Raw genomic sequence first — 14,169 nt, forward strand, 5'->3', positions numbered from 1 at the left:
GGATGGCACAACCTGCACATCAATTTACTCAAAGAGAACAAGTTAGAAGGCAAAAACATGTGACGTCTGATTCACGCGCCATCGCGCTGCCTCGTAGGCGGATTACAAAAGGTGAAAAAGTGCTGTGGACAGCTGCTGTCATCGCAATATTCGTGTTTGCGATCGTTATCATCTCAAGACAAGCCCAAATCTACACGGCCTCTGTCTCAGCGACACACATGCAAAATACGATTGATACTGTTCAAAAAAACAATGATGAACTGAATGAACAAGTGCAAAAGCTTAAGCAACCTGATCGTATTCTAGAATTTGCCAAAAAACATGGACTGAACTTAAATATAAATAATGTTAAAATGGTTAATAAATAGGTAGGTGTCATCCATGTTTCCAAGAAAAAATAAATCCATTAATCGGTGGGCAGCAATCGTCGCTTTATTTTTCTTGCTGCTCTTTTTTGTGATCACAGGTCGATTTGTTTATTTGGCGCAAGCAAAAGAAGTCGATGGGCAGAACTTGATTCATGTCGCAAAAAATCAGTGGACAGAAGTTAAAGCCGTTGATTCGCAGCGCGGAGAAATCCTTGATCATAACGGTGATGTTCTTGCTCAAGATATCCCAGCGTATACAGTGACAGCTGTACTAAGCCACAAAGCAGATTCCTATGTAAAAGATAAAGCAAAGACAGCTGAGGAGCTGGCACCGATTATTAATATGTCTGCAAGTAAAATTGAATCGCTTTTAAATAGGGATGCTTATTGGGTAGAGCTCGGACCTGGCGGGCGTAAAATCAGCTATGCCAAAAAGCAACAGATTGAAAAGCTTAAGCTCCCAGGGATCATCTTTCAGACGGAATCCAAGCGCAACTATCCGAATGGTCAATTTGCTCCTTATGTTGTCGGCTTTACGACGTTAGACGACAAGCTTGGAAAACAAAAAGGAGTATTAGGTATTGAGCAATCCTTGAATGATGAGCTGACCGAACAGGATGGTAGTCTATCATTCTATCGAGACCATCAAGGCGTCAAGCTTCCCGATAGTGATAAATTGATTAAAAAGCCTAAGAATGGTGATAATGTTTATTTAACCCTTGACAATAAGATCCAAACCGTCCTTGAAGGGGCGATGAATGATGTTAATAAGAAATACAAGCCGCATAGCATGTTAGCGGTGGTTGCTGATCCAAAAACGGGTGCGATTTTAGCTATGTCCAATCGCCCTAGCTTCGATCCTAACAAGCGCAATATCACCAATTATACAAATGACGTCATTTCTGATCCTTATGAACCGGGTTCGGTCATGAAAACCTTCACATTAGCCGCAGCAATTAATGAAGGGGTATGGAACAGCAAGGCTACTTATCAGTCAGGGCAATATAAGATTAAGGGGTCAGAGCCTGTTCACGACTGGGATCAGGATTGGGGCCGTATTTCATTTGAACAAGGCTTTGTCCGTTCATCGAACGTTGCCTTTTCGATTGTTGAAGACAAATTATTAGGGCCTAAGCGTTTTTATAACTACTTACAACGCTTCGGCTTTACGAAAAAAACGGGAATTGATTTGCCTAATGAAAGCAATAGTAGGGTGAATTTTAAATGGCATCCCGATCAGGTGCAGGCGAGTTTTGGCCAAGGCTCAGCTTTTACCGCTATTCAAATCGTTCAAGCTGCAACTGCCATTGCTAATGATGGCAAAATGATGCAGCCCTATATTGTTCAGAAGGTCGTTAATCCTGATACAGGTAAAGTTGTCCAGGAGCATCAACCTAAACAGGTGGGCACGCCGATTACCAAGGAAACGTCAGAAAAAGTGCGCAGCCTCATGCGTAAGGTCGTGACGGATAAGGAGAATGGAACCGGGAAAGGCTATGCGATCAAAAATTATGATGTGATTGGTAAAACTGGGACGGCGCAAATCTCTGGAGGGCCTAATGGGTATTTAACAGGAAAAGATAACTATATTTTTTCATTTCTAGGCATGGCGCCAGAAAAGGATCCGAAGCTCATTGTCTACGTGGCGGTGGATCGTCCTCATTTAGCTGCTACAGAAACAGGCTCTGAGCCGGGTGAGCAGATTTTCAAACCTGTTATGGAAAATGCCCTTCAGTATATGAAGGTCCAACCTACGGGTAAAAAAATCGATGAAAACGCCGTGGCAGCCCAGGCGGTCACTGTTGATAATTGGGTGGGCAAGTCTATCAATCAAGCAAAAACAGCTCTTGAAAAGCAAGGACTGGATGTCGTCACAACCGCTTCACAGGGAACGGTTCAAAAGCAATCGATCGCCTCGGGAACCAAGGTATTTAAAGGGAGTAAAATCATTTTGGTCGGTGAAGGAACACCAGTCATGCCTGATTTAACAGGTTGGTCATTGACCGATGTCTTACGGTTTATCAAGGTTTTAGGTATTGAGCCTAAGCTAACAGGTGATGGCTATGTTGTAAGCCAAGAACCGAAAAAAGGAACGGCAATTAAAGATAAAAAATCCATCAACATTCAATTACAGCTGATAGATAAATAGGTGAGAGGCACTCCATTGCGATGGGGTGCTTTTCTTTAAATAATAAGGAAGTAAAACATTTTAGGTGCAAACGGAGTGGATAGTGCGCGCTTTCCGCTCCAGGCAGCTCGCTTTCTGCGGGGGAGTGGTAAGCCTCCTCGCGCTGCACGCTGCGGGGTCTTACCGATCTCCCACTTCCCGCAGGAGTCTCGCGCCTTGCGTTCCAATCCGCTTAATCATGTACTGAAGCCTCTTTCATATTGGATGATGCTCTATACTAAGGACAAGGACCGGGTATGCTTTTCGCCCGGTTTTTCTCATACACCAGAATGTATAACTTTGCTGGCGCTCTCAAAGGAAGAGAGTATAAGTCGGGCTTCGACTTTCGCCACCAGAGGCTTGCGGGCACCCTAAGTATGTGATTTGCAAAAATCATGTCAGGAGTATCCGCGAAGCGGTGCAACCAAGTTTTCTTAGGAACACATGGCATATCGCCACAGACGCGTAGGGAGACTCCAATATTAACGGCTGTTCTAACTTGTCCTGCTGCTGCATATTTTGATACAAGCCTATGTTTTTTAAAGTGGGAGGGGCAGGATGTGCGTGTATCTAATGTCACCGTACGCAAGCGTTTATTATTTATATTGTTTATAGGTCTCTTCATTTTTGGTGTTTTTGTTGTTCGTTTAGGTTATGTCCAGCTATTTTTGAATGATTGGTTGAAAAATAAAGCGATGGATTCATGGAGCAGGGAAATTCGGTATGAGGCAGAACGAGGAGATATACTAGATCGCAATGGTGTTAAGCTGGCTACAAATATCAGCCGACCGACTGTATTGGTTGTCCCCAAACAAGTGCGAAATCCCGCGAAAACAGCGGAGGAATTAGCAAAGGTTTTGGATGCAGATAAGGAAAAGGTTTATCGGGCGATTACCAAAAGGTCAAGTTCCTCATATATAAAGCCTGAAGGTATAAAGATCAGTAACAAGAAAGCAGCTGAAGTAAAGAAGCTCAAGCTGCCAGGTGTCTTCATTTCTGAGGACTTCAAACGACATTATCCTTTTGGAAGCTATCTATCGCATGTACTTGGATTTGCTGGGATTGATAATCAAGGCCTTATAGGGCTTGAATCGTATTACGATGATATGCTCAAAGGGAAACCTGGACACGTGGATTTTTATTCTGATGCACAAGGGAATCGCATGTCATCGCTTAGAGATGAATATGTGCCCCCTAAAGATGGATTGAATTTAGAGCTTACCATCGATTCTAAGGTACAATCCATTATAGAGCGCGAGCTGGATAATGCGAACCAGAAATATCATCCAGACAGTGCGTTAGCCATTGCTATGAATCCGAATACGGGTGAAATCCTTGGGATGTCCTCACGTCCGGATTTCAATCCTGAAGATTATAAAACGGTTTCTTCTGAAGTTTACAATCATAATTTGCCGATATGGCGGACTTATGAGCCAGGTTCAACCTTTAAGGTGATCACGCTCGCAGCTGCTTTAAATGAGAAGCTGGTGAATTTACACACAGATACATTCAATGATCCAGGGTACATCGATGTGAATGGAACAGATTTACATTGCTGGAAGCGCGGGGGACACGGTCATGAAACATTTATGGAGGTCGTGGAAAATTCCTGCAACCCGGGTTTTGTTAAATTAGGAGAAATGCTCGGTAAAGATCGCTTGTTTAAATACGTCGATAACTTTGGATTTGGTGCGAAAACAGGCATTGATCTGCAGGGGGAGGCAAAAGGCATTTTATTTGACCCTGATAAAATTGGCCCACTTGAAGCAGCGACAACAGCCTTTGGTCAAGGGGTGGCCGTGACGCCCATTCAACAGGTTGCGGCTGTATCTGCTGCGGTGAACGGTGGCTATCTCTACACCCCTTATATTGCAAAGGAATGGATTGATCCGGATACAGGGGAAGTGGTGAGTAAAAATACGCCTCAACTCAAGAAACGTGTCATTTCTAAGCAAACGTCAAAAGAAGTTAGAAATGCTCTGGAAAGTGTGGTTGCCAAGGGAACAGGACGCAATGCCTATGTTAACGGCTGGAGAATTGGTGGAAAAACAGGAACAGCCCAGAAGATCGCCAAAGGTGGAGGTTATCTTGAAAATAACTATATCCTCTCTTTTATGGGGTTTGCCCCTGCGGATGATCCACAAATCGTTGTGTATGTCGCGATTGATAACCCGAAAAATACCATCCAATTTGGTGGACAGGTAGCCGCCCCGATCGCTGGGAAAATCATCAGTGACAGCTTGCAGGCAATGGGTGTCCAAAAAAGAACCAATGGCTTAGAAAAAGAGTATCGTTGGGGTGACCAAAAAAATGTTGAGGTACCGAACCTTATAGGGGAAAACAAAGAAGATATCCTTTCAAGCTATTATGACTTAAAGATTGATGCGGATGGAGACGGCAATGTTGTTACTGCCCAAGCCCCCAAAGCAGGGACAAAACTTCCCGAAGGTTCAACAATTCGCATATATCTAGGTGACAAATCCGGTAATGGAGATTAAAATAATCATTGAGTGCAAAATTAGCCAAGTGCATGAACGCTTGGCTAATTTATTGAGTTTGAAAGGACTCCGACTCCAAGTTAGAATTGAGAGGGTTGTTTTACAGAGGATGTGTATACAATGAAATTAAAACAGTTATTAACTGCGCTCGAATCCTATAGACTGGAGAATGCAGGCGATCCAGATATCGTTTCAGTCGAAATGGATTCAAGACAAATTCAATCAGGGAGTCTTTTTGTCTGTGTTCCCGGTGAACGCTTCGATGGGCATGATTTTGTTAGCGAAGTGATTTCACAAGGCGCACAAGCAATTGTCGCCGAACGTCCAGTTTCTGCTGAGATCCCAGTGATTTATGTAAGTGAGGCCAGGCGGGCGCTTTCCCAGCTAGCTGATATGTTTTATAACCAGCCTACCCATCACCTTGATTTGATCGGTGTTACGGGAACAAATGGAAAAACGACGATCACACATTTGGTTAAACAAATCCAAGAACATGCTGGAATGAAAACAGGACTTATTGGTACGATGGGAATTAAATATGGTGAAAAAAACATTTCTGTGAACAATACAACACCGGAGTCTCCGGTTCTACAAAAGGCATTCCGAGATATGGTTGATGATAATGTGCAATCCGCAGTCATGGAAGTATCCTCTCATGCTCTTGTTCAGGGAAGAGTAAGAGGTCTTGATTTTAATATCGCCATTTTTACTAATCTGACACAAGATCATTTAGATTACCATGGCACCATGAAGGATTATCTGCATGCCAAATCACTTCTATTTTCACAGTTGGGTAATATTTATGATACGACGAGAAAAAAAGCAGCTGTGATCAATAATGACGATTCGGCAGCGGCAGTGCTTAAAGAAGCGACAGCTGCCTCATTGATCACGTATGCCATCGATGCCTCAGCTGATGTAAGAGCAGAAAATATTGTGATTTCAGCTAAAGGGACGACATTTGACCTCATTACGCCAGAAGGCCGTTTTCAGGTCGTGATGAAGCTTGTTGGTAAATTCAGTGTATACAACGTGCTGGCTGCCGCTTGTGCCTGCTGGCTGAATGGAGTGACTTGGGAAACCATTATTGAAGCCATCGCCAACATAGAAGGTGTTTCTGGACGCTTCGAGACAGTCAATGCCGGGCAATCCTTTAGTGTCATCGTTGACTATTCTCATACTCCGGATAGTTTAGAGAATGCGCTACTTACCATTAAAGAGTTTGCGAAGGGGCGCATCCTTACTGTTGTAGGGTGTGGGGGTGACCGCGATCGCACGAAGCGCCCACTCATGGCTGATATCGCTGTGAGACATAGTGATCAGGCCATTTTCACGTCTGATAATCCTAGAACAGAAGATCCTGAACGCATACTGAAGGATATGGAGGCAGGCGTGGAAAAAGGTAGCTATACGACAATTGTTGGCCGCCGCGACGCCATAAAGCACGCCGTAGCTCTTGCTGAAGAAAATGATATTATCCTCATAGCGGGAAAGGGTCATGAGACCTATCAAATCATTGGCACAGAGGTATTGGATTTTGATGACCGATTGGAAGCACGACAAGCGATAAAGGAGCGTTTAAAGAATGGGAATTAACAGAAGTCTAATTGAACAAATCAGCTACGCTTCTCAAAATAGTGAAGCCATTGCCGCTTCACATCGCTTGACTGTGACAACCGATAGTCGACGTGGGGAACAGAATAGCCTCTTTGTTCCATTAGTGGGGGAGCGCTTTGATGGACACGATCATCTGCTTTCCGCCATCGATAATGGTGCTGTAGCAACGTTGTGGCAACGGGATAAGGCGCTTTCTAAGGAAGTCCCTGCTGATTTTCCGATTTTTTACGTTGAAGACACACTGCAGGCTCTGCAGGAATTAGCACATCTTTATCGGAAAGCTATTGATCCCACAGTCATTGCGATCACAGGAAGCAATGGGAAGACAACAACCAAAGATATGGTTGCTTCCACATTGGAGGCCACTTTTAAACTGCATAAAACAGAAGGCAACTTGAATAATCATATTGGTGTGCCATTAACATTACTCGCGATGCCAGAGGATTGTGAGGTCTGTGTGTTGGAAATGGGCATGAACCATTTCGGTGAAATTGCATTACTAAGTCGAATTGCCGAACCCGATATCGGACTGATCACCAATATAGGCGAGTCACATATCGAGTTTTTAGGGAGTAGAGAGGGGATTGCGAAAGCAAAGAGCGAGATCATTGAAGGGATGTCGCCTGATGGCTTGCTCATTGTTGACGGAGATGAACCCCTATTAGACGCTTTACGACATGAGCGGGTCAATGCTGTTTTGTGCGGCTATGGTGAAGCGAATGATTTTGTGATTTCTGATGCTAAAGGAAATCAAGAGGGAAGTGCATTTAAAGTAAATGGTAAAAGCTACACCATTCCACTTTTAGGCGCTCATAATGTAAAAAATGCGGCATATGCGATAGCTGTTGCCAATCATCTCAAGCTGAGTGGTGAACGGATATTTGCGAGACTTAAGGCGCTGAAACATACAGCGATGCGCCTCGAATGTGTCGCTGGAAAAGCAGGCACGCTCATCATTAATGATGCATATAATGCCAGTCCGACCTCGATGAAAGCAGCCATAGAAACGATAAAGGCCTTGAGTGATTTTCCAAATAAGGTCATTGTTCTTGGTGATATGTATGAGCTAGGCCCAGATGAAGAAGCGCTGCATCGTGAAGTGGCATCGGTGATTAGCGCACCTATTACACATGTTGTCACCCTCGGTGAGCGGGCTCAATGGATTTTCGAGGCGTGCCAACAGGAGCAGCATCCATCCATAACGCTTAAGCACTTTTCGAGCAAGGACAAAGTACTGGCTTATTTACAAACATTTTTATCTGAAGATACGGTGATGCTGTTTAAAGCGTCGCGGTTGGCTGGACTTGAGGCGCTAGTAGAACGTCTTAAAAACGAGGAGGACCAAAGATGACAACCATACTTTTAACCACATTAATAATCGCCTTCCTTGTTGCCATAATATTTGCTCCTATCTTCATTCCTTTATTGAGAATGCTGAAATTTGGGCAATACATACGTGATGAAGGCCCAAAGGAACACCAAAAAAAGGCAGGGACTCCGACAATGGGCGGTGTCATCATTATCCTCGCGATTATTGTCGCCTCTATTTATTCCGGAGTAAAAAACGGATTTATGACAAATCACCTTTGGCTGCTCTTATTTGTTACCATCGCCTTCAGCGCCATTGGGTTTTTGGATGATTTTATTAAAGTTGTCATGAAGCGTAATCTCGGCTTAACATCAAAGCAAAAATTATTGGGACAGCTGATTGTCGCTATTATTTTTTATATCGTGCTTGTACAAACGCATGTTTCTACAGTGGTTACGGTCCCAGGAACAGATTGGTCCATCAATTTTTATTGGGCTTACTTTATCCTGTCTCTGGTGATGCTGCTAGGGACTTCTAACGGTACAAATCTCACAGATGGTCTTGATGGCTTGCTATCTGGTACGGCAGCGATTGCTTTTGCAGCCTATGCGATTATTGCTTACAATGATTCGATACATGATGTGGCCATTTTTTCGACGGCGGTTTGTGGTGCATTGCTCGGCTTTTTAGTGTTCAATGCGCATCCGGCGAAGGTGTTCATGGGAGATACTGGTTCATTAGCGCTTGGGGGTGCCCTTGCTGGCGTGGCTATGCTGACCAAATCAGAAATTTTATTGGTGATCATTGGCGGTATCTTTGTGATTGAGACGCTTTCAGTCATTATCCAAGTTGCTTATTTTAAAGCAACAGGTGGGAAACGAATATTTAAAATGAGTCCATTGCACAATCACTACGTGCTTTCAGGGTGGAATGAGTGGCGTATTGTCTCTACATTTTGGTTTGTAGGCATATTATTAAGTGTGATTGGCATTTATTTGAAGGTGTGGCTATAAAATGAGACAACTATCAGAGTATCAACAGAAGGAAATTCTCGTCCTTGGTATGGCTAAAAGTGGTTTTGTGGCCGCCAAGCTTTTACATCGTTTAGGAGCAAAGGTTACTGTCAATGATCGCTCATCTCTCAGCGGCAATCCCCATGTCTTGGAGCTCAGTGCGCTCGGGATAGACATTGTTGATAACGGGCATCCTTTAGAGCTTGTAACGGAGGCGACGTATCTGGTCGTCAAAAATCCGGGAATACCGTATACGAATCCGTTGCTTCAAAAAGCTGAACGCTTGGGCGTTCCCGTCATTACTGAAGTGGAGCTGGCGGCAAAAATTTCTGAAGCACCGTTTGTGGCGATTACAGGATCCAATGGCAAAACAACGACGACTACGCTTATTGGTGAAATGCTAAAGGGGAGTCCTCAGCAACCCCTTGTTGCTGGGAATATCGGCACGGTCCTAAGCGAGGTCGCTCAAGAGGCTACTCATGATCATGTCATTGTTGCAGAACTGTCCAGTTTTCAATTGATGGGTGTACAAACCTTCCATCCTAGGGTAGCGGTTTTTCTTAACTTATTTGATGCTCACCTAGATTATCACGGGACGTTCGAAGCGTATGGACAAGCTAAAGCGAAAATAACACAACAGCAAACGGTGACAGATTGGCTTGTGACCAATGCGGATGATGCAAGGGTTCAAGGATTTACTGCTGAATCCAAAGCACAGCGTCTCTATTTTTCTGTGAATAAAAAAGTAGACGGCGCTTATCTGGAGCACGAAGCACTTTGCTTTAATGGTGACGTTATTATCGCTCAAGAGGAGCTGGCGATGCCAAAGGGAGAGCATAATATCGCCAATGCTTTGGCCGCTATTGCTGTAGCGAAGCTCATGGACGTTCCAAACGCTTTTATTAAAGACGTGTTACAATCCTTTACTGGTGTACCACATCGCTTGCAATATGTGGGGACGATTCATGATAGAGCTTTTTACAATGACTCCAAAGCAACGAATATTCTTGCGACTTCTAAGGCGTTGAGCGCCTTTCAAAAGCCGGTGATATTACTCGCTGGTGGATTAGATCGGGGCAATGATTTTGACGCCTTAAAGCCTTTCTTAAAAGCGGTCAAGGCCGTATTTGCATTTGGAGAAACAAAGCAAAAGATTCAGGCAACGGCAAAAGAAGCAGGTGTGAAAACGGTGGAATTGGTCGATACTGTTGTGGAAGCAGTACAAGCTGCTTACAACCTGTCTGATGCTGGAGATGTCATTTTGTTGTCCCCTGCTTGTGCAAGCTGGGATCAGTTTAAAAGTTTTGAAGAGCGGGGAGACATGTTTGTTAAAACGGTGCATACGCTAAAGTAGACAGGTTATTTTCCTATAAAGATGCTTTATGAGAAGGGAAAGCATCTGATGTGAATGAGGTGGAGAACATGCCACAAAAAAAAGCGGCACCTGATTTCTTTCTTATTGTTGTTACCTTGTCTCTTTTAACGATTGGCTTGATTATGGTTTATAGCGCCAGTGCAGTCTGGGCTTCCTATCGCTTTGATGATGCCTTTTATTTCGCCAAAAGGCAGCTCATCTTTGCCATCATAGGGATCATTGCAATGTTTTTTGTCATGAACATCAATTATTGGACGTGGCGGTCATGGTCTAAAATAGCTCTGCTTGTATGCTTTATCCTGTTGATCCTTGTTCTCATTCCTGGGGTTGGGAAGGTGAGAGGTGGAGCAAGCAGTTGGCTCGGACCGAGTGCATTTTCCATTCAGCCATCAGAATTCATGAAAATTGCTTTGATCATTTTCTTGGCCAAGTTCCTTTCAGAAAACCAGAAGTACGTGACGACGATCAAAAAAGGGCTTGTCCCTTCTTTAGCCTTAGTCTTTTTAGCCTTTGGTCTGATCATGCTGCAGCCGGATCTTGGTTCAGGGACTGTACTAGTTGCGACATGCTTAACCATGCTATTTGTGGCTGGAGCGCGGATTAAACATTTTGTCTTTTTAGGCTCAATCGGCGCTCTTGGTTTTGTTGGACTGATCATTTCAGCACCCTATCGCATACAGAGAATCACATCGTTTATGGACCCGTGGAAGGATGCTCTTGGGAGTGGCTTTCAAATCATCCAATCGCTGTATGCGATCGGCCCTGGGGGGTTATTAGGATTCGGACTGGGACAAAGCAGGCAAAAGTTTCAGTATTTGCCAGAGCCACAAACGGATTTTATCTTTTCGATTATTTCAGAGGAGCTTGGTTTTATCGGCGCGACCTTCGTGCTTTTGCTCTTTTGCTTATTGCTTTGGAGAGGGATTAGAATCGCCTTGAGTGCGCCTGATCTCTATGGCAGCTTGCTATCTGTAGGTATTATCGGCATGATTGCGATTCAAGTGATGATTAATATCGCTGTTGTTACAGGATTAATGCCAGTTACTGGTATCACATTGCCATTTTTGAGCTATGGAGGTTCCTCGCTGACCCTGATGCTTGTAGCTGTTGGCATATTATTGAATATCAGCCGTTATGCACGCTTATAAAAAAGGGGATAGTAGTAGCAAGATGTTAGAGATTCGATACATTGCTAAAATTGGGTGTTCCTTTAGACTCCAAAAAGTCAGGGCACCCGATGTGCGTCGAAGGGTGTGCGAGTCCAAAGCGAATGGGTACTATCCGTTCCGATAACACGTGAAAATTTCATGCGTTTTTATCATTAAAAAACTCGTCATCGGCGAGTTTTTTTCTACTTTAGGCTATGTCTGATCTATATTTTAGAACGTGCACAAAAGGATAGACATCAACGAATATTTAACAGACCATGCCACACAAAATCAGCTGTTGTGATATGATATAAAAATCTAATACAATATAAAAGAGATGTTTTTGCTTAGAAAACGTCGAAGTCATTTAAAAGGGTGAAAAGGAATGAGAGTTTTAGTGAGTGGCGGTGGTACAGGCGGTCATATTTATCCTGCCATTGCCTTGATTCATGAAATACAACGTCAAGAGCCGGATGCGGCATTTATGTACATAGGGACGACCAACGGATTGGAAAAGGATATTGTTGAACGAGAGCATATCCCTTTCCATGCACTGAATATAACTGGATTTAAAAGAAAGCTTTCTTTTGACAACGTCATGACAGTGGCGCGGTTTTTAAAAGGCGTGAGTAAAAGCAAGAGTCTCATTCATAAATTTGCACCAGATGTCGTCATCGGTACGGGTGGATATGTGTGTGGTCCTGTGGTCTATGCAGCTTCCAAATTACAAGTGCCAACCATTATCCATGAGCAAAATAGTGTGCCAGGACTTACCAACAAATTTTTAAGTCGTTATGTTGATCGTGTAGCTCTATCGATGGAAGAGGCTGAGAGCTTCTTTAAGAATGGGCAATTAGTATTAACGGGCAATCCAAGGGCGTCAGAAATGCTTAATGGTGACGGTGAGGCAGGCTTGCTGTCCGTCGATTTACAACCTGATAAAAAGACGGTATTAATTTTTGGGGGCAGTCGTGGAGCGAGACCGATCAATGAAGCTACTCTTGAGCTTTTGCCACAATTAGCGGAAAGGGATTATCAAGTTCTATACGTCACAGGACAAGTGCATTTTGAGCAGGTCATGGCAGAGGTCAATAAAATGGGGAAACCGTCTAATTTGTCGGTGCAGCCCTTCCTCCATAACATGAAGGATGTTTTAGCAGGTGTAGACCTTGTTGTTTCAAGAGCAGGGGCAACCACGCTCGCTGAAGTCACGGCTATTGGCTTACCAACCATATTGATTCCAAGCCCATATGTGACAAATAATCATCAAGAAAAAAATGCGCGTGCCTTAGAGAAACATGGAGCAGCCATTGTGATGACTGAAAGTGAATTGAATGCAGCGACATTGCTTAAACAAATCGATGGGATTATGTCGGATACAAGTAAAAGAGTGATTATGAAGGAACGGGCATTAGATTTAGGGATACCTGATGCAGCTCATCGATTATATAAGCTTATTTTAGAGCTGAGGTAGAGCCTTTTGATAAAAGAGTAACAGGTTTGGCGCGATGTGCAGGGCATAAAGTAGGAGAGGCGAAGTGTATGCATCTCTTACAATAACAATGAATGCTCAGCTTTAGCGCGACAATGTGAAAATCCTTTAAAAAGGCATCTATTCAAAGTAGGTTTATGCTATAATAACTTTTAACGATGAAGCGGCATTTCTGTGAATGTCGCTTCTCGTCTCCAGTAGATAACCACACTTGAGCTCTACTTCCATTTTGTCTCTTCACAGGTTACAATCATCTACTGTACATAATACATTTGTGACATAGTTTATAAAGAAGTGTTGGGTGAAGCATATGCCAGAAAAAAAGGTCATTCAACTTGAAGACCGTATTCCAAAGCTTAAGGCACAAAGAAAGCAAAAAGCGAATCGTCGTATGATCTTTTATCTTACAATATTATTTATATTAATCTTAGCGGTTGTCTATTTTGAATCCCCACTAAGCAATGTGCATACCTTATCGATAAAAGGGAACGATTATGTGTCGAAACAACAAATCGCCCGGCAAAGTGGGGTGACTAAGCATAGTAAGATTTGGGATATTGATGAACAGAAGATTGAACGCTCTTTGAAGAAACTGCCGATGATAAAACATGCTGATGTTCAGAGTCATTTTCCAGGGACAGTAACGATTGCCATTACGGAATATACTAAAGTCGCCTATTTGCAGAAAGATGATCGCTATTATCCGGTGCTATCAAGTGGTAAGATCATGAATGATGTGTCAGGAAAAGCACTGCCAAGTTCAGCGCCTATTATAAAAGGTGTCGAACAAGGGAAGCCATTAAAAGCAGTGACCAAGCAAATCATGGCGTTGAATCCTGCGATCAAGCACGGTATTTCTGAAATTGTTAGTGCGCCTTCCAAATATTATGATGATGAATTGCATCTTTATATGAATGATGGCAATGAAGTGATTGTGACAACGAGTCGTTTAGCCAGCAAGCTCAATCATTTCTACCCAAGCGTGACTTCAACACTTAAGGATAATGAGCGAGGAATTTTAGACCTTACCGTTGGTCAAGTATTTACACCTTATGAGAAGTCAAAAAAGAGCTCCGATAAAAGTTCAGAATAGCATGCTGTGAGATTTTGATCGTGACTTATTTTTTAGTTTCAAATTCAGCACAGGTTCCCTAGGGGAAAAGAGTACACATGGAGGTATTT

The 14,169-nt window shown here is 43.3% G+C and carries 10 protein-coding genes; all 10 read left to right on the forward strand.

Annotated features, from left to right (window positions below; all coding sequences use genetic code 11):
- Positions 1 to 2: 2 nt before the first annotated feature.
- Positions 3 to 368, forward strand: a complete 366-nt coding sequence (ftsL, locus tag IEW82_RS09730; RefSeq protein WP_188693002.1) for a cell division protein FtsL — start codon at positions 3 to 5, stop codon at positions 366 to 368.
- A gap of 13 nt (positions 369 to 381) precedes the next feature.
- Positions 382 to 2,517: a peptidoglycan D,D-transpeptidase FtsI family protein gene (locus tag IEW82_RS09735; RefSeq protein ID WP_188693005.1), complete on the forward strand. Its 2,136-nt coding sequence runs from the start codon at positions 382 to 384 to the stop codon at positions 2,515 to 2,517.
- Between the two features lie 578 nt (positions 2,518 to 3,095).
- Complete coding sequence (locus IEW82_RS09740; protein ID WP_188693009.1) at positions 3,096 to 5,033, forward strand: stage V sporulation protein D; 1,938 nt, start codon at positions 3,096 to 3,098, stop codon at positions 5,031 to 5,033.
- A 120-nt stretch (positions 5,034 to 5,153) separates the two neighbouring features.
- The gene (locus IEW82_RS09745) at positions 5,154 to 6,629 is read left to right on the forward strand and encodes a UDP-N-acetylmuramoyl-L-alanyl-D-glutamate--2,6-diaminopimelate ligase (RefSeq protein WP_188693012.1); all 1,476 of its coding nucleotides are present in this window, start codon (positions 5,154 to 5,156) and stop codon (positions 6,627 to 6,629) included.
- Entirely contained in the window at positions 6,619 to 8,001 is a 1,383-nt protein-coding gene (locus IEW82_RS09750; RefSeq protein WP_188693015.1) for a UDP-N-acetylmuramoyl-tripeptide--D-alanyl-D-alanine ligase, read from the forward strand. Before IEW82_RS09745 ends, IEW82_RS09750 begins: the two co-directional genes overlap by 11 nt.
- Positions 7,998 to 8,972, forward strand: a complete 975-nt coding sequence (gene mraY, locus IEW82_RS09755; RefSeq protein WP_188693018.1) for a phospho-N-acetylmuramoyl-pentapeptide-transferase — start codon at positions 7,998 to 8,000, stop codon at positions 8,970 to 8,972. The genes IEW82_RS09750 and mraY overlap by 4 nt, the downstream gene beginning before the upstream one ends.
- 1 nt (position 8,973) lies before the next feature.
- The gene (murD, locus tag IEW82_RS09760; RefSeq protein WP_188693020.1) at positions 8,974 to 10,326 is read left to right on the forward strand and encodes a UDP-N-acetylmuramoyl-L-alanine--D-glutamate ligase; all 1,353 of its coding nucleotides are present in this window, start codon (positions 8,974 to 8,976) and stop codon (positions 10,324 to 10,326) included.
- Between the two features lie 68 nt (positions 10,327 to 10,394).
- Entirely contained in the window at positions 10,395 to 11,495 is a 1,101-nt protein-coding gene (gene spoVE / locus IEW82_RS09765; RefSeq protein WP_188693023.1) for a stage V sporulation protein E, read from the forward strand.
- 385 nt (positions 11,496 to 11,880) lie between these two features.
- Positions 11,881 to 12,969 (forward strand): undecaprenyldiphospho-muramoylpentapeptide beta-N-acetylglucosaminyltransferase, encoded by a 1,089-nt coding sequence (murG, locus tag IEW82_RS09770; RefSeq protein WP_188693026.1) that lies wholly within the window; start codon positions 11,881 to 11,883, stop codon positions 12,967 to 12,969.
- Between the two features lie 328 nt (positions 12,970 to 13,297).
- Positions 13,298 to 14,080 (forward strand): cell division protein FtsQ/DivIB, encoded by a 783-nt coding sequence (locus IEW82_RS09775; protein WP_188693029.1) that lies wholly within the window; start codon positions 13,298 to 13,300, stop codon positions 14,078 to 14,080.
- The last annotated feature ends 89 nt before the right edge of the window (positions 14,081 to 14,169 follow it).

It is taken from the genome of Pullulanibacillus camelliae, from assembly GCF_014642655.1.
Lineage (GTDB): Bacteria > Bacillota > Bacilli > Bacillales > Sporolactobacillaceae > Pullulanibacillus > Pullulanibacillus camelliae.